This window comes from Paenibacillus sp. GYB004 (genome assembly GCF_036577605.1).
GTDB classification, from domain to species: Bacteria; Bacillota; Bacilli; order Paenibacillales; family NBRC-103111; genus Paenibacillus_AB; species Paenibacillus_AB oceani.
On the sequence record NZ_JARBDB010000002.1, the window covers coordinates 370425 to 391505 of the forward strand.

Here is a 21081-nt window from a genome sequence, read left to right on the forward strand (position 1 = left end):
AATCCCTCCCGATTGTTAACCTTTGACCGCGCCGATCAGCATGCCTTTAATAAAGTACTTTTGCAGGAACGGGTAGACGAGCAGGATCGGCACGATCGCCACCACAACAGTCGCCATCTTGACAGTCTCGGGAGGAAGCTGGGCGACCAGCATCGGGTTGCGGATTTCGAGCTCCTGACTGACGTCCGGGGAACGAATCATGTTTTGCAGCACGACCTGCAGTGGGTACAGCCTCTTATCGTTCAAATACATAATGCCGGCAAAATAAGCGTTCCAATGGCCGACGCCGTAGAACAGCCCCATCGTGGCGAAGATCGGCGTCGACAGCGGCAGCACGATGCGCAGCAGCGTCCGCCAGTCGCCGCAGCCGTCTACCTTGGCCGCCTCCTCCAGCTCGTGCGGCAGCCCTTCGAAATACGTCTTCATGATCAGCAGATTAAATGTCGACACGAGCCCCGGAAGAATAAGCGCCCATATCGTATCGACGAGTCCGAGCGACCGGACGACCAGATAGGTCGGGATCATCCCCCCGCTGAACAGCATCGTGAACACGATGCCGAGCAGCAGGCCGCTGCGCCCAGGCACCGTCTTTTTCGACAGCGCGTAGGCGAGCAGCGAAGTAACGAGCAGGTTGAGAAACGTTCCGACTACCGTCACCGTCACCGTAATTTTCAATGCCTGCGGGATGCGTCCGCTCGTGAAGATTTCCTTGTATGCATCAAACGTCACCTGCTGCGGAAGCAGGACGAAGCCGCCGCTTCGCATCACCTCCGTATACGGCGTAATCGACATGACGACGACGTAATACAGCGGAAATAACGTGCTCAGCGCGAACAAGGTGAGGAACCCGTACATAACGGCGTCGACGATTCTGTCGCTTTTCGATTTCCGGATCGCCACCGTCCCCGGCTTGGTTACCATATTCCGTCACCTCCCAGCTTTTTGGCCAGCTTGTTCGCTCCCAGCACGAGCACCAGACCGATCACCGATTTGAAAAAGCCGGTAGCGGCGGCCACGCTGTAATCGAGCTGCTCCAATCCCCGCCGGAACACCCACGTATCGATAATATCTCCGACCTGGTAGACGCGGGAATTGAGGAAGATGTACACCTGCTCGAAGCCGGCGTCGAGAATATGACCGAGTCTGAGGATGAGCAGCAGCACGAAGACGGAGCGAATGCCGGGCAGCGTAATATGCCACAATTTGCGCCAGCGCCCCGCCCCGTCCGCTTCCGCCGCCTCGTACAGCTCCGGGTTGATGCTGGCCATCGCCGCCAAATAAATAATTGCGCCGAAGCCGGTGTTTTTCCACAGATCGCTTACGAGCAGCAGCGGACGGAAGAGTCCGGGCTCGGTCAGCACATTCGGGCTGAACCCCCACGTATCGCGGATAAAAGTCGTGACTAGCCCGGACCCTGGGGCAAAAAAAGCGAATACGAGCCCGTATACGATGACCCATGATAAAAAGTGCGGCCCATACGTAATCGTCTGCACCAGCCGTTTAAACCAGACGATCCGGATCTCGTTAAACATAATCGCCAGCGCCACATCCGGAATCATATTAAACAATATCCGGTAAAAGCTGATCACCAGCGTGTTCCGGAAAATAACCGGAAAATCGGGCGAGTGGAACACCGTCCGAAAATGGTCGAAGCCGGCCCACGGGCTGTCCCAGATCCCCTTAAACAGGTTGTAGTCTTTAAAAGCGACGAGCAGACCGGCCATCGGCAAATAACAAAATAAAACATAATACAGCACTCCCGGCAGCATCATCACATAAAACCAGCGGCTGCGCGCGATGCTTCTCCACAGCTGCCGGCGTCTTTCCGCGTTCGCCGGGGAGAAGCTCGTCTTGATTGTTGTCTGGCGGTCCATCGGCCGCTCCTTTCCCGTCGCACCGTCGGATGCACCCGCCCTGCCCGAAAAGGCAGGACGAATGCTCGATTGTGTCGTTAGCCGTCCAGTACAATTACAGAGCTTATCCATACGGGATGAAATGGTGCAGCTAACGCCAATTCCCTTTTTTCATACCGCATCCTAGCTCTGAATTGGAATCAGTTAGCGGCTTTAAACGTAATTTTTTTGCCGCGCGCCTCGCTGATTTGGCTGGCATACGCTTCGAAGATGTCCTTGGCTTTGTACTTGATCATGATCTCCTCGCGGTATTTCGGCCAGTTCGCGCTCGACTTGTCCTCGAACAGCATTCTGGCATGGTATTCCGACATTTTGGTCCGCATCTCTCCCAGGTTGACCCCCGGAGGCGGAGTCGTACTGGCGCCTACGCTCGGCACATATTTATAGCCGGTGCGCAGGAAGGCGAGAATCGACTCGTCGCGCGGCGTCTGGTCCGGATCTTTGACAGTCAGCCCGAACGTCTCCGGCGACGGCGGCGAGAAGAAGTCGTAGATCGACAGGAAGTTTCCTTTTTGGACGATGTCCTTCAAATACGCTTCTTTCTGGATCGTAATTTTCGAGCCTTCCTTCGTATAATGCTTGCCGCTTTGCCCGTAACGGGTTAGCAGGAAACCTTCCTCGCCCGCCAGCCAGTCCAGAATCTCGACGGTTTTGCGAATTTTCGCCGGATTCTGATCGGCTGTCTTCTTACTGAACAGGAACGGGTAACCCGCTTCGTTCTCGGTCCAGAACGGCTTATCCGGATACGGATTAAACGGCACCCAGTCGGCTTTCGGATTCAGCGCCTTCGCTTTGTTCTGCACGCTGCTCGGGCTGCTGTCCAGCGCAAAATTAACGTCAGGGCTATACACGATACCTGCTTTGCCCTGGACCGCTTTATCCGTCACTTGTTCCGCCTTATTCAAAAACCAGTCCGGATCGACGAGGCCGTCCTTAATCATCTGGAGCGTATCGTCCACTACCTTGGCTACGCGCGAGTCGGTTTGCGTATCGAAAAACTCGTCGTTCTCGACGTAATACCCGGCATAGAGACCGTGCTTCCGCCACTGCGGAAACGAAAGCGACAGCGACTTGCCGTTGCCGTTCGTCGTAAAACCGAACGTATCCTTCTTGCCGTTGCCGTCCGGGTCGTCGTGCGAGAACCTGCGCATCGCTTCCAGCATCTCGTCGTATGTTTTCGGAACCGGCAGCGAAAATTTGTCGAGCCAGTCTTTGCGAATGTAATACGCGAGATCGAGTTTTTTCTTGTACGGAAGCGGCGCCCGGTAAAAATCGCCTTCCACCTGATACGATTTCATTTCCAGCTCGTTCGTGTTCCAATACTTGTAGTAGTTCGGCATCGTTTCCTTCGAAACGTAAGGCGTCATCTTGGCGATCAGTCCGTCCTGAATAAGCTTCTGTGACAAGGTCCCGCTCGTGATGAACATATCCGGACTATTGCCGCTGGCCAGCGCCACGGTCAGCTTGTTGTCGTAATCGGCTCCCGCCGGATAGCTCTGAATCTTCAGGCGCACGTGAAACTTCTCTTCGATCGTTTTCTTGACGAAATCGTCGTCAGGCTTATCCGGAAGCAAGCTGCCCGCATCTCCGTCGATAAACCAGGAGATTTCCAGCGCCTGCTCCGCGCCACTTCCCTGATCCGGCCCGGCCTTCTCCCCGCCGTCCGCTTTCGTGCAGCCTCCGGCCAGCATAGCCGCCGCCAGCACGGACGTCAGCCAAACCTTTTCTCTTTTGTTCATGAGAATTCGTCCCCTCCTTTTTTACTGTGAACGGATATCCGCGAGCGGATCTCCATTACGGTGAACACGCTTTCATCTTAAACGGGGCAACCTTTGCCTGAAAACTGCAAAAACCGGCTTTTCCCTGTAAAAAACGAAGCCGTGCGACTGTAAAAACGGACTGTACTTTCACCGTGCCACTCCCTGTGCCAGCTGAGCAGGCAGTCCGGTTGCGGCCCCAAAGGCGAAAAGACGGGCTTACGCGCCGCTGCCGACCCGTCTGCCCGTCTATTCGTGTTTGCCTGCATACTGAATTTTATATTCGTTGGGCGTCAATCCGAAATGCTGCTTGAACAGCTTGAAGAAATAGCTTTGGTTGACGAACCCGACACGTTCCATTACCCTATTAACGCTGGCCTCCGATTGTGATAGCAGGTCGGCCGCATGGTTCATCCGGACCTGTGTAATATATTTGGCGACCGACAGCCCCGTCTCGTCCCGGAACTGCTTGCCCACGTAAGAAGACGACAAGTGGACCATGTCGGCGATGCTTTGCAGGCATAAGGCGGAGTCCGTATACCGCGATTCCACGATATCCCGGATCGTAGCGACAAGCAGCTGCCGCTTCGTCGTCTCCGAGCTGGCCGCGTCGATGCCGTCTTCCGACGAAAGGTGGAACAGCTGCGCGAACAGTCCACGGACGTCATCAATCGTTTCTTTTTCCAGGATGAGCTTGTACACGGAACGCAGATCGGGCGCTCCGCCTTCCCCCTTGGCCATCCGGAGCTCATGCGCGGCGCCGGCCGCTAGCGAAAGCAGCGTATTGATCATCTCTTCGTAGCGGAACTTGGCGATAAGCGAGAACAGCTCTTGCAGCAAACTCGCGCTTTCTTCCTCACTACGGGTCCGGATCGACAGAAGCCAGCTCTTCTCCAGCTCGATCGCGGCGCTCTCCATCTGGTTCTCCTCGCTTTGCCGGACAAGCGCCGGATGGATGACGGACTGTTTGCCATGAACAAACCGGTACTTCGCATAATTGTCCACCGTCCTGTATAACCGGGCGATCTGGGCATAATCCGGCGCAGGATCGCCGAATACGGCAGTAAGCGACAGCTTGTAATAGGTCATGATCGTCTGCTGCACCTCAGCGGCAAACCGGTGAATCCGTTCGGCGAGCTGCGGCTCGCTCTGCCCGGAGTTATCGTCATATAGAAGCGCGACGAACCGGTCCCCGCCTACTTCGACCACATCGCCATGCATCGAGCGGGAGATCATCTCCTGCATAATGTTAACGATCGAGAACGTGTATAACCGCCGGTCCTCCGGGCTATGGCTGTTCAGGAATGCCGCATAGTCGTCTAGCATGAACAAGCAGATGGAATAACGTCGCCGTCCGTGTCCAGAACCGGCATACAGCTTGTCGGCGGCGTCAAAAGGCGATACGTGCGGGTTGTCCATCAGCAGCTGCCTCACGTAATAACCGCGCAATATGCCGCTCTGCGAGTCCTGCATCTGCTTCAGCGAGCGCATCTCGTTCATCGTTTTCTCCAGCACCGTCGAGATGACCCCGAATTCGTCCCTTCTGGCAGACGCTGCCGGCTCGTGAAGGTCGGGATCTTTGCGGATCAGCCGCAGCACCCCGGACACCGGGTTGTACAGACGCGAGGCGAGCAGCGTCGAGCTGACCGCAACCAGCAGTAAAATAACCGCGACGGCAAATAGTGTAAACGCCTTCATTTCTTGAATAACCCGAAACACCGCATCATAGGGCTGTACGCTCACGAGCGTCCATTTGTTTTGGGGGGCCGACACATAGGTAACCAGACTGGCGATGCCGTCGCTGTCATCGATAAACGAATGGGTTCCTCCGTCGTTCAGCCGTCTGGTCTCCACCCGGTCGCGAAGCCGGTCCCAGGAGCCGTTCCCGGACAAATCGTTGACGATATTGCCGCTGCCGTCGATGATCAGCAGATGGCTGTCCGAATATTCGGTGAGCCGGTTCATTTCCGAGACGTTGGAGAACAGCCATTCCGGCTTAATGTTGAAAATTAGCGCTCCGTTGTCCGTCCCGATTAGATTGCCGGAGGAGCTGTTGTACATAAAAAACGAAAAGTGGCTGATTCTGCGGTCCGAATCGCTGTAATAAATCGGCACGAGCTGCAGCTTCGGCACATGGTCCGCCTTCATTAAGTACCGGTCCACCCGTCCATCCATCCCGTCATCCCGGCAATTCAGCACCTTCGTCTCGGAATAGTAATAATAGCAGCCGTTGCGGGAATTGTAGACGGCGACGGAATGCAGCAGCGGAACCGAACTTTGCAGCTTCTCGAACGACATGATGCTGGAATACAGCTTGAACTCCTCGGGCTGCGCCGAATCCAGCAGGTAAGCGGTACGCAGGTCCATATAGGTGGAAGTGATCAGGTTCGTCAGCATCCGGTCGGTAAAACTGAGGTTGTAGCTGACCTGCTCCAGCATCTTCCGGTTGGATTCGTGCTGCATGTCCAGCATCGTATTGCGCGATTTGTAAAACAACACGGCGGATGACAAGATCACAACGATAATAGACAGCAGGCCGATCGAGATGAGCATCTTGAACCAATACGACTTGCCGGTGTAGTTTCGCAGCCAGTTCATAGCATTCTCCATCCGTTCCCTTAAACGATAATGTAACTAGGCAACTTCATTATATAAAACTCCGATAAGAGAGAGAAGAAGATTTATCCCTGACTCCATAACCGAGCCGCCACGAGGAACGGCCTGCCCCCCTTGCCGGCACGATGTAAGCCAAGCTGCTCATCGAAGCTTTTCTGCGTGATGCGTGCCCTCCTAAGAGGGGGCTTGACTGGGTACAGAAACTGTGCCGCCGGCGCTCCCGAAACAACCTTGAAGCTTTACCGCTTTAGCAATTGTAAACGTTGTGGCGCCAAACTAATAAAAAGGCCGCCTCACCGGCAGCCTTCTCCTACTCATGTCTATCGGATTTGCAGCAGCAGCTTATAGTGCCGCCGTCTTGTCGATGAGTTGCGCCCGTTCGTCCGCTTCTACCGTCAATCGGCTGACCATCAGCACATCGTGCGGCGTCAGAACGGACGGCTTGCCTTCGATCCCGCCCAAGAAATCTTCGCACAGCTTATGCGGCACCGGCTGCAGCTCCTTGCGGGCCAGCGGTTCCCGGCCGGTCACGGTAAACATCAGCTCTTCCTTGGCAAGCGCCGGGTCCCCGTTCAGTCGCAGCTCCGCGGAGCCTTTCGTCCCGCAGACGAACAAGCGTGAATCGCCGTACGTCCAGCTTTTGTCGGGGGTATGCCAGTCCGCATACAGCTGGGCCAGAGCGGCATCCTCCATGACAACCTGGGCAGCCGCCACATCGTAGAAAGTCGGATGCTCAGGCATCATCGTTTTCGTCATGACGCTTTGCATGGAGGTTACCTCCTTGCCCGTCAGCCACCGGAGCAAGTCGAAGTCATGCACCAGAATATCTACAATCAAGCCGCCGTTATTTTCTTTGTTGAAAAACAACGGAGCTCTGGCGCCCCCAGCCAGCCGGTGGGGCTTGCGAAACGACAGGCTGACGATATCGCCCAGCTCGCCGGAATCGATCGTCCGCTTCAGCGTCACCGTCACCGGACGGAACCGCTCCGTCAGCATCATCCCGACCTGGATGCGCCCGCGTCCGATCACGGCTTCGAGCCGGCTCAGCCCGTCCCGGTCAGTTACCGCCGGCTTATCTACCATAATGTGCTTGCCGCGGCTTTCGCACAGCTCGATGACGTTTATTTTCTCGTTATTCAGCGCGGCCGAGCCGACGATGCCGATCTCCGGCGCAAGGGCCTCCTCCATATCGTCCAGAAACGGAACACCGTAACGCTCCGCAATCCCTACCGCCAGCTTCCTATCGCCGGATTCGTAGATGCCTTTGCAGCTGTACCCCAGGGCAATCATTTCCCCGATAAATGAGCCGATATGGCCGTGTTGACAGCCGATCACGGAAAACATTCGTTCCATTGCGACATCGCTCCCTTGTATTCAGGTTCGGCCTTCAGCCGAAACGGAGTTATTCCCCGATCCGGAATTGCTGCGGAAACCGGCTGTATCCGGTCACTTCGAAAGGCTCCGACGCTTTCGCCCACGGGATGCCTCCGAGCTCCGAGAACAGCCTACCTTCGCGGAATGCGGCGCGTACGGTCTCTTCAATTCCGCCGATATACATGCCGGGATCTCCCTGCTGTGTGCCCGGCTCCGCATACTGCCGCGGAATGTCCGTTACGCTGCCGGACGATTCAAAAGCGCCGTTCGCCGCAACCGTAAAGCGGATCGCCGATTCCAGCGAGACGTCGAGCTTTTCCTCGCGGCCTTCGATTACGGCAATCAAGTTCCGGTAACGGGCAGGAATAAAGCCTTCGTCCTGACAATCGTACACGACCGATTCTTCGCCTTTCCATAACGTGACCTTATTATCATAGCTCCATTCCACGGCCCCTCCGGTGCCTTCCAGACGAATCCGCTGCGTCTCTCCGTGCCGGGCGCACAGCGTGATATACAAGTGCAGCCGGAGGCCGCCCTCCGTAACCACTCGTACGCATGAAGTATCGTCGCTTTCGATCGGATTCGCATGATACAGCTCAGCCGTCACGCTCGACAAGCCGGACGGTTGTCCCGTCAGTGAGGATAACCGCTCCGACAAGTTCAGCATGCTGTAAAACAGATGCGCAGCGGGATTGTGGAACGTGCCGTCCAGCACGGTAACGCCCTGAACCGACAGCTTGCCCGCCCAAGCGGTTCTTGTGAAATAAGTTGCAGGCCGGTTCAGCAGCGAGATGCCCTTGAGCGCTTGAATCGGTCCGATCTCGCCCGAAGCGGCGATCCCGGTCAGCATCGACAGCGCTTTCCTCGAAGGAGTGAAGAAATTGACGGCGCACAGCTTGCCGCATCTTTTTGCAGTATCCGTTATCCGCAGCGCATCCTGAATGACCGCGGCCGGCGGTTTCTCGAGCAAGACGTGATACCCCGCCTCCATCGCTTCGATAGCCATCGGAGCATGGAGCTGAATCGGCGTCGAGATGACGACGAAGCTGGCGTCCTTCTCCCGGGCCAGCATCTCGCGGTAGTCCGTATAATGACGGATGCCCCGCTCCGTAACGATGGCGGATGCTTCCTCCGACAACCGCAGATCGCTTACCGCTGCGAGTTCCAGCATTCCCTCATCCTGCTGGCGCGTAAGCTCGTTCAGATGCCTGGCGCCGAATCCGTTTACTCCGATCAGCAAAACTTTATGTAATTTCCCCATATTCGGCCCGCCCTCTTCCGACTATTAACTAAGAAATCGATATCCATCCTGATTATACCAGACAATCGTTCGGAGCGGCTGTCCATAAAACGGCGTAAAAAAGAAGCGCTCAACCGCTGCAGCAGCGGTCAAACGCCTCCGTTGATCCGTCCAATGTTTGCTCGCCTGCCCTGCGTTCGCTTACCGATCCGCAAGCTCCAGCTTGAAGTTCCGCGACAAATGATCCGAGATCGAAGTAAAGTGGAAGCTTCGCATAATCTGCTCCAGCTTCGACCGGGTTCCGCCTACGTTGTAGTAATGAATGAACCGTTCCTTCGGCGGAAGGCTCAGCTTGTGCTCGGTCGTATCGATCTCCCTCGGATGCAAATAAACGATCGAGCTGTTCCCTTGGCGGTTCGCCGAACGGATCGCGTAGTCGATAAAAAACTTGGGGAAAAACCGGAAGTAAAATCCTCCGGAATATCCGATGTTTCTGCCGGCCAGCTTCATCACCGACATCGGCACCTCATACAAGTCCAGTTCCCTGCCGTTCACCCGCGGCTTATGGATCACGGTAGGCGCGCCCGGAATGCCGTACAGAAACGTTTTCACCGGGAAAATGCTCGCATCGTACTTTAAGCCAAGCTCCTCAAGCGCCTCCAGGTAGTGCAGATTCCGTTCCACGATCGACCAGGAAGGTGCACGGTAACCGAGGACCTTCGTGCCGGTAAGGTTCTCCAAAATATCGACCGATTTCTTCACGTCGTCGCGAAACTCATCAATCGTCTGCGAGTAGGCGAGCTGATGGCCGTAGCCGTGCGAAGCGACGTCATGACCGTCACGGGCGATCGCCTTGACGACGTCCGGATAATCCTCCCCGATACAGCCCAGTACGAAAAAGGTAGCTTTGCTGTTCGTCTCCCGGCACATCTGCAGCAGCGTATCCATATTGGCCCGGAAATTCGACCCTTTGCCGGTGGGAGGCGCGATGTCGTCGTAGTTGGCGTGAAACCATTCCTCTATATCGAAGGTCAGCATATTAACCGCTCCGCCGACCGGTTTCTCCAGGTTAGTCAATGTTCTTTCTCCCTTTTATCGCAAACGAAGTGGCGAGCATGTTCGAGAACGCTCCCGCCGATCTGCCGTTCGTAACGAATTTGAACGGATGATACATATGCAGAAACTCGATTTGATCAAAGCCGTATTTGTTAAACACTTTCTTCAGCTCGTCCATCGTATACATCCGGTCGAACTTTTTGCTTTTCTCCATCAGCTTGAGCAGCTTCCGCTGTACGGAGCCTTTGTTCAGCGTCTGAATCAGGAGGGTGCCGCCGGGCTTCGTCACGCGGGCCAGCTCTTTGATAACGGCTTCGTATTGTTCGATCAGTTGGATAACGCCGATGCACAATACGGCGTCAAACTTGCCGTCCTCGAACGTGAGCGCCGTCAAATCTCCGGGCATCGTCTTCAATCCCCGTGCCGCCGCGAATTCCAGACTTTTCTCGGAGAAGTCTACGCCGTATACGGTATTGTTTTTGACGAGAGGCTCGCTGAACGCGCCTACGCCGCAGCCCGCATCGAGTATGGTTTTATCCTTGCAGTCGCCCAACCAGCGAAGCGTATTGTCCCTTTGCATAAAGAAGCTTTCTTCATTGAAATAGTCGGATGATTGGACAGCCGCTCCATGAGTTTCGGCCCTTTTATCAAAGTACTGCTTCCAGTTGGTGTTGCTCATCGTATGTGCATCCTCCGATTATAGAAACGTTTATATTAAGTTACATTCAGCTTAACCACGAAGTATATTTAGCTCAACTTTCACAGTTTAAGGAAAAACATATTTGATCAATCGTTTGCCGACCGGGCCCGTAACGAAATCGGGCGTTTTTTTCCACAGCTCTACGAACAGGCTCAAGCTTTGTTTGTCCGGAGGTCCCGACTGTCCAGCCCCGCCGTCGTAGACGTAATAACGGAGCTGTTCGGGCTTCGCCCCCCATTGCTCCTTGTACTTGTACGTTCCGGAGCCGGCCGGCGACCGGCCCAAGTCCAAGCGGTTCATGCCATGCCGAATACCGAAGCGGACCGCTTCCCAGTACATAAAATTATTTAAGTATTTGTTGTTGTACTCCGTCAAATTCGCCCCGTACGGGTAATACAGCGTCGAATTCGAAGGGCTTGTCAGCAGCAGCATGCCGCCTACAACCGCCCCGGACTGCTTGTCCAAGACGGTGAGCAGGTGGGAGTGGTCCGGCAGAACTTCGAAAAACTTTCGAAAAAAGCCGATCTCCGGCGACGGAGAACCGAGCTGCTTCATCCGTCTTACGTATACGTTATAAAAGTCGTCCAGATGCCCCGGATCGAACGAAACTCCGAACCAATCGTTTTTGTACACTTTGCGGACATGATTCCGGTTGCTGCCGGAAGACAGCGCCAGTACCCGCTCCTCCTCATCCGCTAAAGCAAGCTCGAATGTATAATTGTGATCCTGCACGTTCCAGCCTGCGCCGTTCAACGTCTGCTCCTTCAGCCTTAACTCGATATAGCCGAGCCCGTACCGGGATTTCAGCTCCGGAATCGAATCGATCGCATAGCGGAGCGCCTCGTCGCTGTCGGCGCAAATATCCATATAATTCACGAACGGAAGCGAAACTCCGACCTTCTTGAGCCCGAGATTGCGGCCTGCGACAAGCGGCATAATCGCCCGGACCCGGTCATCCTTGTCTACAATCGCCTGGTAGATGCAGCTGTATCCGAAAGTTTCCGTCAATATATGTCTGAACGCAATCGTATGAAATACCGTCCCCTTCGACCATGCGAACTTGTCCCACTGTTCCTTCATGGCGTCGGTATACGCAACACACCTGAACATCAGCCGTTTATCCTTTCAGCCAGAAAATTACGCCGATCATAATGATGATGCAGCCGATCCACTTCATCAGACTGATATGCTCCTGAAAGATCAGGATAGACGCGGCCAGCAGCAAAATATATTGGAAGCTGGATACGAAAGTAACGTAGCTCAGGTCGAACTGGGACAAACAATATACCCACAGCACCGCACCTACCGCATAAGCCGCAAAGCCGGCCAATAAAGCAGGCGATGTGATATAACTCATAATGACACCGAAGATCGCACCGTCAAAACTTAACGTTCTGCTGCCGATTTTGAGCAGCGTGCTGCCCGTCACCGTCATCAAAACGCTCCCGAATAGCATCAAATACTTGATTTGGATTCACCCTCGCTTAATTTCTTCTCCAGCTCGTCGAGCCTCAGCTTCGTTAATCCCAGTTCCTGCGTCAACGCCTTGTTATGCATCTTCATGCCCGAGATGCTGACGCTCATATTCAAGAGCAGCAAATAAGCGCATGCAATAAGAATAGCAAAGAACGCCGAGGGCGCATAGTCTATTCCGATGAGATTCGAGAACCAGTCCATCATATCTTTAAATACGGACATGACGAGCGTAAAGATACCGATCGCAAACCAGATGAGCGAATATTTTTCCCGGATCATCCTGGCTCTGACCATCAAAAAGACGGATATGATCAAAAACAGACTGAACGCAATCCCCATCAATTGAACGCTGTACAAATGAGCGCCGTCCATTTGTCCTTTCACCACCTAGTCCTGATAAAGGAGAAGAAAATCGATACGATCACCTTCGCCATATAGTACGGGCTTTTGATCATCGTGATGGACGAGGAGCCATGCTCGCGCTGCCTCATTTCAACGCCTACCTCGCTTATGCGCAGACCATGCTTTTTGAGCATGATGATCGCGTCCGGCTCCGGATAGTCGTCGGAATAATGCCTCGAGAGAAGCTGGATGCTCTTGCGGTTGTACATCCGGAAACCCGAGGTGCCGTCCGTAACCTTGGTGCGGATCAGCATCCGGAACAAATAGTAGAACACTTTGATGCCGAGTCTTCTGGACCAGGACGTCCGGAACGACTGAACGTCGAGAAACCGGGAGCCGATTACCACATCGCTGCCCGTCCGGATCATCGTATTGTACAACGTGTCGACCTCTTTGGACAGATGCTGCCCGTCCCCATCGATCTGGACCGCATATTCGTATCCGTGAGCCGCGGCATACTTGAAGCCGGTCTGTACCGCGCCGCCGATCCCTAGATTGTACGGGAGATCGACGACCTTCACCCCTTCGGCCTTCTTCGCCGCCGGGGAGGTTCCGTCCAAGGAACAATCGTTAATGACGAGAATATCGCAGTCCCGGACATGCTCCCGAACGTCCCGGATCACCTTCAAAATGTTGTTCTGCTCGTTGTAAGCCGGAATTACGATGAGAATTTTCCCTTGTTGTTCCATAGCAACTTCCCCGTCATTTTTTTGGCGATGATAATCGTACCGCGAATGATCCGTTCCAATCCGTACCCTGCCGCAATCGCGATGAAGGGCGAACTGGGCGCCTTATACCTGTACATGCCGTCGATAAAAAAGATGATGCAAAACATAAATACCGCCAAAATGACATACCAGATAACAGCGGCTTTCCGAAAGGTTCCGTTCCACATCGCGGCAATCGTCCCCAGCATAAATAAAAGAACGGGAAGCATGTTTTTGAGAAAAAGCTTAATGCCGAGAAGACTGCTCAGATCGGTTTGCCAAACCCATCTTCCGAGAAAGGCAACCGTTCTTTTCCCATAAATGTGCAGAATATGTTCCCAGTTATTAATTATAAAGCTAAGAACCAAACTATTCCACACGTCAATCGTATAATCCGGCTTATATTTGTAATCGTACGGCGTCGGATGATCGTAGATCCAGCCTTTGGCGTATATATTGTACAGGACCATCTTGGCGTTGAACTGCATCGATGTAATTAGCGCATTCAGCTTATGACCGGCTATCAGGTACACAAGCACCATCAATACGGCCGCCGCCGCGCCTCCGAGCGCCAGCTTATGTTTGTTCAGGAAGGCGAGCACGGACTTTCTCGGTAGACGAAGCACAATATAAAGCAGAATGAAGGCGACGGACAATATCCCCGCCGGACGGAAAAGCGCCAAATACATCAAGGAAACTGCAAACAGCGCTTTCACGATTTTTTTATCGGATTCATAACATTTGAGGAGGAGATACACGCACAAGAGCAGGAGACTGATGAAAAAGCTGTCCGTTAAAATATAAGTCGCCCAGAGCGTAATATCCCATAAATACGAATAAAAAAGGGCGGCGATAAAAGCGGCAGTCCGGTTAAACAGCATTCTCGTAATCTTGTAGACGAGAATGACGCATAAGCTGGCCGTAACCGCCTGAATGAACAGAATCGTAGCGGGGTCCTTAAAGATGGCGAGCAGCACCGTCAGCAGCAAATTGTAGCCGATATACAAAATATCGTTCATATGCGTGCCGATCGTAAAGTTAGCCATCAGATTATGCGCGTAATCCAAGTACCACTTGGAGTCGGCAGCCTGTGGAAATCCAACGCCGGATGACTGCAAATAAAAATAATAGCGCAATCTCACATACAGAGAAAGCGGCACGAGCGGGATCAGATATATGAAATCTCTGACGATACACTTCTGGTACAATTTGTACACGGTATGCACGTTAAGCACCGCTCCACTCCGCGAAGTAGTCTTATTGCTTATCAGTTCCGGCGCCAGCGACAAGCACAACCGGTACTTAAGCCGCTGTAAGGGGAATCGCTATGGTACAAATGGACGATTGTTCCTCCTCTCATTTTGCACGGAATCCCCGCTTTCGGCAACTCTTTTTTTAATAATTTTTTAAGAATTGTGTAAAGGTGTATTTCCTCCTCTTTTCTCGTTATTTCTCCTTCTTTCGCCTATCAGGCAAAGGAAGCCTTACCTCGAACGCCGTACGGCTCTTATCGCTGGCCGCTTGAATGGTTCCGCCGTGCAGCTCGACGATCTGCTTGGAGATCGCAAGTCCCAATCCGGAGCCGCCCATATCTTCCGTTCTTGATTTCTCGACCCGATAAAACCGTTCGAAGATGTGGGGCAAATCTTGCGGAGGAATCGGGTCCCCGTAGTTCACCACCTCGACGACCGCTTCGGTCCCGTCCACGCGCACGAATACATCGAGATATACGCCGTCCTTGCCGTAATTGACCGCATTGGCCAGCAGATTGTCGAAGACGCGGGCCAGCTTGTCGCCGTCCGCCGTTATCATCACTTTACGCTCCGGAAACGACAGCCGGATATCCATGCCCGCCTGCCGCATCTCGTATTGGAACTGGGCGGTCAGCTGTCCGATCATCTCCACCAGATCGACCTCGGAGATCCGAAGCGGCAGTCCGCCTCCGCTTAACCTCGTATACTCGAACAAATCGTCGATCAGCACATGAAGCCGTTTCGCTTTCTCATAAGCAATGTGAACGTAATGTCTCAGCTCCACCTCGTCGCGGTACCGATCCTGCTCGATCAGTCCCAGGTAACCGGTAATCGACGTAAGCGGCGTCCGCAGGTCGTGGGAGACGTTCGTTATCAGCTCCGACTTCGTCCGCTCCGCCCGGCGCTCGTCTTCGATCGACGTTTTGAGCTGCTCCGACATTTTGTTCAGGTTGGCCGCAAGATCCCCCATCTCGTCCTTGTACCGGACCGGAATCCGTTCGTCGAACTGACCTCCCGCTATCCGCTGGACGGCCTGCGTAATCCGGTGCAGGTACAAAATCTGCTTCCGGCTCAGCAGGAAGATGTGGATGATAAAGAAAAACACGCCGGCGACGACGAACAACGCCACAACGCCGAACATGTCCGCCAAATCGACGGCAAGCCGGGCGGGCGCGCGAATCCCGAATTCGTACAGCAGGGCGAGCGCGGCCCAGACGCCGGCCAGACTGAGTGCGGACAAAGCGATACTGGCAACAAAAAGTGCGATGATTTTCCAGCGTATGCTGTAGAGCAGTTTACCGATCAAATTTATAGCCAACCCCCCATACCGTATGAATCCATTTGTGGCCGGATTCGGTCTCCAGCTTGTCCCTCAGCTTGCTGATGTGCACCATAACCGTCGTATAAGTGGGAGAGTAAGGCTCGTTCCATACGTGCTCGTAAATCGCTTCGGCGCTGAAGACGCGTCCGGGATGGCTGGCCAGCAGATGCAGGATGCCGAATTCGATCGAGGTCAGATGGACCGGTTTGCCGTCGGCCGTGACCGTGTGAGTCGCCTTGTCGATCTCGAGGTTCTCGAACGCCATCACATCGGCGCTCCGCTCTTTGTTCGATCTGACATTCAAGCCGTACGCGCGGCGGAGTAACGAGCGGACTCTCGCCAGCAGCTCCAGCGGATTAAACGGCTTCACCAGGTAGTCGTCAGCGCCGGTCATCAGTCCCAATATTTTATCCATATCTTCCGCTTTCGCGCTTACCATCAGAATCGGCACCGCCTTGTCGGCACGAATGTGACGGCATACCTCAAGCCCGCTCATGCCGGGCATCATAATATCGAGAATGACGAGCTTCGGCTCCTTGCGCTTCATCAGCTCCAGCGCGTCATGACCGTTATTCGCCTTCATAACCGTATAGCCTTCGTTATGCAAATAAATTTCAATCAGATTGGCAATCGCCGGATCGTCATCGACAATGAGTATCGTTTCGTTCATCCCAAAAACTTCCTTTCTTTCTTCCATCTGCTAACCGAGCAGACGTCTCCTGCTATCATACGCCAAATGGAACGCGGCCGGCAAACGGGAGTACCCGGACAGTCACACCTGCGTTCGATTGCACCAAGTAAAGAATCGTTTTTACGCATTTTTATTTTGATTCGGAAAGCCGATTGCTTTATTATAGGAGAATCCGGAACGGAACACGTTTCCTTCCACTACCAAAAGAGGTGTATGATGGACCACAAGCAAACCAAAATTAACTGGGTCGTCGCCGGCCTGCTGCTCGGCATGTTCGTCGGCGCGCTGGACCAGACGATCGTCTCTACGGCGATGCCTACGGTCATAACGGAGCTCGGCGGCTTCGAGCATTACGTGTGGGTGTTCTCCGCCTACATGATCGCCACCGTGGTCGCCACGCCGATCTTCGGCAAGCTGTCCGACCTGTACGGACGCAAGCTGTTTTTCCAGCTCGGGCTCGTGATCTTCCTGGTCGGGTCGGTGCTATGCGGCATCGCCGGCAGCATGACGGAGCTGATCGTTTACCGGGCGGTCCAAGGGATCGGGGGCGGCGCGCTGATGCCGATCGCCTTCGCCGTTATCTTCGATATTTTCCCGCCGGAGAAGCGAGGCAAGATGAACGGGCTGTTCGGCGCCGTATTCGGGCTGTCGAGCGTATTCGGACCGGCGCTCGGCGCGTATATTACCGATTATATCGACTGGCGCTGGGTGTTTTACATTAACCTGCCGATCGGCGCCGTCGCATTAGCGCTTATGCATTTCGGCTACCGGGAGAAAGCTTCCCTCCGCAAGCAGAAAATCGATTGGACCGGCGCTACTTCGCTAGTCGTCGCCATCCTCAGCTTCATGTTCGCGATCGAGCTTGCCGGCTCCGATATGTTCGCTTGGGGATCGTGGCAAATTATCGGTCTTTTCGTTCTGTTCGCGGCCAGCTTTTTGCTGTTTATCGCGACCGAGCGCAAAGTGTCCGATCCGATTGTAGAACTGAAGCTGTTCAAAAGCAGACTGTTCACCGCCAGCCAGGCGATCGGATTTTTGTACGGCATCATCATGGTTTCGGGCGCAACCTATATCCCGCTGTTCATCCAAGGCGTGTACGGCGAATCGGCCAGCGCGGCCGGCCAGACGCTCACCCCGATGATGCTCGCCGTCGTCGCCAGCAGCATGCTGGGCGGTCCGCTCATCAACAAGATGTCGTATCGCAGCATCATGCTGATCTCTACGATTATTCTTGCGGTATCAATGGCGCTGCTCGGCACGATGACGGTCGACACTCCGAGATGGACCGTTACGCTGTACATGGTGTTTGTCGGACTCGGAATCGGCGTCAACTTCGTCGTGCTGAACATCTCGGTTCTTCACGGATTGCCCGGGCAATACAAAGGCGCGGCGATCTCGCTCATCACGTTTTTCCGTACGATCGGTTCCGCGATCGGCGTAACGGTGCTGGGCGTCCTGCAGAAAGTGAATTACAAGTCGGGCATCGAAGCCTCGTTCCCACCCGACCAGGCCGCGCAGTTCTCCGATCCGAAGGCGCTGCTGATTCCGCAGGTGCGGGAGGCGTTGCCGCAGGAAGTCGTCCAGAGCGCGACGAAAGCGCTGGCCGGCTCGATCTCGTATCTGTTTCTGATCTCGATCCTGATCACCGTCGTAGGCTTCGTCTTCGTTATGCTGCTCGGTCGCGCCCGTATGGAGCTGTCGTCCGGGGACCCGAAAACGATGGAGCCGGGGCCGATCGGCCACTGAGGCTCCAAAACCGCACTATAGGCAGCAGAGTCCTGCTCGGCTGAACATATAAAAGGCTCACAGGACACGGGAACGTCCCCATATCCAAACGAAAGGACCTCAAATTCCACTATACAAGTGGAGGTTGAGGTCCTTTTTCTCGGGGGAAAACGGTCTACGCAAATCTCAACAAAATCGCAAGCGACTTTGGGGACAACCTCGTTTTGTCGTTTGGAAGGAGCCGGATCGCTTGGTTGCTGATCGCAGGAGACACGGGCCGTATATCAATGTTTAGGCGCGCACACGACTATCTTTTTCCCGTTTGCCTCTCGCCCCGCATAAGCTGCTTATGCACATAATTATTGCGCCGCTACTGCATGATTCGGTTCCGGATGTCATATCGTTAGTAAAGATGTTTTTCGGAAGGAGTGTGAGCGATATGCCGTCTGTCATCTTGTCGCCGATTCGGATTACCAGCGTTTCCGGCACCGTCACGTTCGGCGATGTGATCCAAATCTCGCCCAAGAGTACATCGAAATCGTATTCGGGTTCCGGGGGAGGCAATACGGGAGATTTCTTGCAGACCAATTCCTTAATCAGCAATACGAATACGAGCGACCCGGATGTTCTGGACAGCCTGACTGCCCTGAACAACTGACCGGCCTGTCGGCCCGTTTCGTTTTCAAGAGCGTTTGGGACTTGGGAGCGATCCATCCGAGCGGAGTCTGCATCAGCCTCAATGCCGGCTGCGTCTGCCCGATCCGGCCGATGCCGCTCGTAACTTTGTCAAACCTACAGGCTGCAGACTCCGCACTCGCCCTCTGAGCCGATCCCGATCCAAGAAACCGCTCCCTTAATCCCGAAACCGGATAGGAGCTTCGTGAAAAAAATCATCGTCCGCTCTTTTCCGCAAATGCAGCTGCAGCACTCCGTCCTTGTATACCGCCTTGCAGCTGGACTCTATAACTGCGCTGCCCAGCTTGATCAATTGGCTGCCTTTACCGGGCAGCCCTTCCAGTTTCACCACGTTCGCGCCGACCTTTACGCGTGCATTTTTGGCTTGTGTCTGGTCCGGAATCGAAATTTTTACGATCACGCTGTTATGCGTCTCGAATACTTCCGCGCTGTATCTTTTGGACGATAGATTCAACTCGCTATTTTGCGGAAACGCCTGTTTAATGGCATCCTGGACGTAGCTCTCGATCCAATTCGTATCCTTTAATCGGTCAGCCGGGATTTGAGGCAACCTGGCGCCAAAAAATTGCTCGAAGCTTTTCCAGTCGAAATTTTGCAAAAAGTTTTTTTTGGGATCGTCCATGGCAACCTCTCCTTACTTAACAACCATTATATGAACGTTTTCCAAATAAATGAGCTTCGGTCAAGTCCGGTATCCTATATTTCTGATCCGACTCTATAAGCGGATGGCAAGGATTCGCTCCACTTTTTTATTCCTAATCATAGTCTTGAAGAATCATGCATAAGAATGAAACAATCCATCGTTAAGGGTGTTAACTATGCCGGCAATCGTAGGAAATATTAAAATTTTAAGCGTAGGAAACAGCTCCATCGTACATATAGGGGACTCTCTTCAACTGTCGCCGACCAGCACCTCCAAAACATTTGCGGGTGCCGGATCGTTCAACACGGGCGTCGACATCAAAACGTTCAACGGTGTGAATAACACCAACACGCTGGACGCCGGAATTGCGGATTCGAACACCATTTCCTTATGGTAGGCGGGTGTTGTGATGAACTTGGTCGTGCATCAAAGCATAGTCATCCATCAGTTGAAAGTGGAAGCTGTCCAAAACTCTTCCGTGCTGCAGATCGGGAGCGCCGGCATCATCAAAAGCTTGTCCAAGCTGTACAACACTGGCGGATTTACAGAGCCCGCTCCCACGATCGGACAGATCGCCCCGGAAGCGCCGCTTGTTCCTTTGCCCAACCCTTCGGGCAGGGATTCGCTGTAATCCGGTCGGTACTTATAATGCATGTTCAAAAAGTCCGGTTTTCAGCACCGAGAAGATGGGATGAAGCGAGGCTGTCGGTTCAATGTGTAGAAGTGATAGCAGGCCGTTCCAAGTGAAAAATGCTCAAACAGGTTGTCCGGAATCCCTTGATTTCATAAGGATTGTAAGGTAGGGGATTCCAGACAAAACTCGCCAGAAGGTAATCTTTTCCCTTTCCACTTGGTTGTCCACATTGAATCGACAGCCTCTGAACAACCTCTATTACGTTTTATGGGGATGGAAAACAATGAGCTGTCTACCTCCGTATCCTTTTCAGCAGCTGCAAGACATGCTGCAATGGCAATATCAGAAGCTGCAGGAGCTCGAATACAAGGTCAAGCAATTAGAAAATGACATGGAGCGATTAAGTAAGCAGCGGCCGATGAACGTGGAGAAAATCGAATACAAATTCGATCAGCTCAAAATCGAAAAGCTCGAAGGCACGCTTCATATCGGGGTGTCGCCGGGCGGAGACAAAACGATTGAAGATTTGACTGTCGATGGTGAGCCTGTGGAGACGGTCACATACAATAAAGATTTATACCAATGCGTAAACCAGCGGATTGAACAATACCTCTCGGATGAATGCCCGGCCTACATCCGCAGCATGGAAGAGAAGTATCAGATGATTATCGGGCACGACTACCGGAATACGATGATCCGGGACATCCGGGGACAAGTCGACAACCGCATCGAAAATTACATCAAGTCGATGCCGCTCGGCAGCGGCCAGGTCGAAGACCCGAACCGGAAGGAGCAGGTGATCTACGAAAAGCTGAAATCTGATATCGAGGTCGCGATCGACCGGCATATTCAGCATCATAAGAAGAAGGGATGAGGG

General features: G+C 53.7%; 21 protein-coding genes. 5 read left to right on the top strand and 16 right to left on the bottom strand.

Annotated elements, in window-relative coordinates; translation table 11 throughout:
• Positions 1-15: 15 nt before the first annotated feature.
• The 15 genes from PV433_RS01700 to PV433_RS01770 all read right to left on the bottom strand — a co-directional run bounded on the left by PV433_RS01700 (position 16) and on the right by PV433_RS01770 (position 16485).
• Positions 16-921 (bottom strand): carbohydrate ABC transporter permease, encoded by a 906-nt coding sequence (locus tag PV433_RS01700; protein ID WP_190929384.1) that lies wholly within the window; start codon positions 919-921, stop codon positions 16-18.
• Positions 915-1874: an ABC transporter permease gene (locus PV433_RS01705; protein WP_332070463.1), complete on the bottom strand. Its 960-nt coding sequence runs from the start codon at positions 1872-1874 to the stop codon at positions 915-917. The genes PV433_RS01700 and PV433_RS01705 overlap by 7 nt, the downstream gene beginning before the upstream one ends.
• Positions 1875-2053: 179 nt before the next feature.
• Entirely contained in the window at positions 2054-3652 is a 1599-nt protein-coding gene (locus tag PV433_RS01710; RefSeq protein WP_332070464.1) for an extracellular solute-binding protein, read from the bottom strand.
• Positions 3653-3919: 267 nt separating this feature from the next.
• Complete coding sequence (locus PV433_RS01715; RefSeq protein ID WP_332070465.1) at positions 3920-6268, bottom strand: helix-turn-helix domain-containing protein; 2349 nt, start codon at positions 6266-6268, stop codon at positions 3920-3922.
• Between the two features lie 360 nt (positions 6269-6628).
• Positions 6629-7639, bottom strand: coding sequence for a Gfo/Idh/MocA family protein (locus tag PV433_RS01720; RefSeq protein ID WP_332070466.1), 1011 nt, complete (start codon positions 7637-7639; stop codon positions 6629-6631).
• Between the two features lie 49 nt (positions 7640-7688).
• On the bottom strand, positions 7689-8921 hold the full coding sequence (locus tag PV433_RS01725) for a Gfo/Idh/MocA family protein (protein ID WP_332070467.1): 1233 nt from the start codon (positions 8919-8921) through the stop codon (positions 7689-7691).
• A gap of 180 nt (positions 8922-9101) precedes the next feature.
• Positions 9102-9977 (bottom strand): polysaccharide deacetylase family protein, encoded by an 876-nt coding sequence (locus tag PV433_RS01730; protein WP_332070468.1) that lies wholly within the window; start codon positions 9975-9977, stop codon positions 9102-9104.
• The gene (locus PV433_RS01735; protein WP_332070469.1) at positions 9970-10635 is read right to left on the bottom strand and encodes a class I SAM-dependent methyltransferase; all 666 of its coding nucleotides are present in this window, start codon (positions 10633-10635) and stop codon (positions 9970-9972) included. The genes PV433_RS01730 and PV433_RS01735 overlap by 8 nt, the downstream gene beginning before the upstream one ends.
• 87 nt (positions 10636-10722) lie before the next feature.
• Positions 10723-11766, bottom strand: coding sequence for a GNAT family N-acetyltransferase (locus PV433_RS01740; protein ID WP_332070470.1), 1044 nt, complete (start codon positions 11764-11766; stop codon positions 10723-10725).
• Between the two features lie 7 nt (positions 11767-11773).
• Positions 11774-12091, bottom strand: coding sequence for an EamA family transporter (locus tag PV433_RS01745; protein ID WP_332070471.1), 318 nt, complete (start codon positions 12089-12091; stop codon positions 11774-11776).
• 20 nt (positions 12092-12111) lie between these two features.
• A complete protein-coding gene (locus PV433_RS01750; RefSeq protein WP_190929374.1) occupies positions 12112-12504 on the bottom strand; it encodes a DUF2304 domain-containing protein in 393 nt (130 codons plus the stop codon).
• 8 nt (positions 12505-12512) lie between these two features.
• The gene (locus PV433_RS01755; protein ID WP_190929373.1) at positions 12513-13223 is read right to left on the bottom strand and encodes a glycosyltransferase family 2 protein; all 711 of its coding nucleotides are present in this window, start codon (positions 13221-13223) and stop codon (positions 12513-12515) included.
• Positions 13193-14476, bottom strand: coding sequence for a glycosyltransferase family 39 protein (locus PV433_RS01760; protein WP_332070472.1), 1284 nt, complete (start codon positions 14474-14476; stop codon positions 13193-13195). The genes PV433_RS01755 and PV433_RS01760 overlap by 31 nt, the downstream gene beginning before the upstream one ends.
• A 211-nt stretch (positions 14477-14687) precedes the next feature.
• Positions 14688-15800, bottom strand: coding sequence for a sensor histidine kinase (locus PV433_RS01765; RefSeq protein ID WP_332070473.1), 1113 nt, complete (start codon positions 15798-15800; stop codon positions 14688-14690).
• Complete coding sequence (locus tag PV433_RS01770) at positions 15790-16485, bottom strand: response regulator transcription factor (RefSeq protein ID WP_332070474.1); 696 nt, start codon at positions 16483-16485, stop codon at positions 15790-15792. The genes PV433_RS01765 and PV433_RS01770 overlap by 11 nt, the downstream gene beginning before the upstream one ends.
• 237 nt (positions 16486-16722) lie before the next feature.
• Between PV433_RS01770 and PV433_RS01775 the strand changes: the two genes are divergently transcribed.
• Positions 16723-18252 carry an MDR family MFS transporter gene (locus PV433_RS01775; protein WP_332070475.1) on the top strand — a complete coding sequence of 510 codons (1530 nt, stop codon included), beginning with the start codon at positions 16723-16725 and terminating at the stop codon, positions 18250-18252.
• Between the two features lie 418 nt (positions 18253-18670).
• On the top strand, positions 18671-18889 hold the full coding sequence (locus PV433_RS01780) for a spore germination protein (protein ID WP_190929368.1): 219 nt from the start codon (positions 18671-18673) through the stop codon (positions 18887-18889).
• Between the two features lie 195 nt (positions 18890-19084).
• Here the strand turns inward: PV433_RS01780 and PV433_RS01785 are convergent, their stop codons facing one another.
• The gene (locus PV433_RS01785; RefSeq protein ID WP_332070476.1) at positions 19085-19549 is read right to left on the bottom strand and encodes an Hsp20/alpha crystallin family protein; all 465 of its coding nucleotides are present in this window, start codon (positions 19547-19549) and stop codon (positions 19085-19087) included.
• 196 nt (positions 19550-19745) lie between these two features.
• Between PV433_RS01785 and PV433_RS01790 the strand changes: the two genes are divergently transcribed.
• The 3 genes from PV433_RS01790 to gerPC all read left to right on the top strand — a co-directional run bounded on the left by PV433_RS01790 (position 19746) and on the right by gerPC (position 21078).
• A complete protein-coding gene (locus PV433_RS01790; protein WP_332070477.1) occupies positions 19746-19967 on the top strand; it encodes a spore germination protein in 222 nt (73 codons plus the stop codon).
• 12 nt (positions 19968-19979) lie between these two features.
• Positions 19980-20201, top strand: a complete 222-nt coding sequence (locus tag PV433_RS01795) for a spore germination protein GerPB (protein ID WP_190929365.1) — start codon at positions 19980-19982, stop codon at positions 20199-20201.
• A 286-nt stretch (positions 20202-20487) separates the two neighbouring features.
• Complete coding sequence (gerPC, locus tag PV433_RS01800; RefSeq protein ID WP_332070478.1) at positions 20488-21078, top strand: spore germination protein GerPC; 591 nt, start codon at positions 20488-20490, stop codon at positions 21076-21078.
• Positions 21079-21081 lie beyond the last annotated feature (3 nt).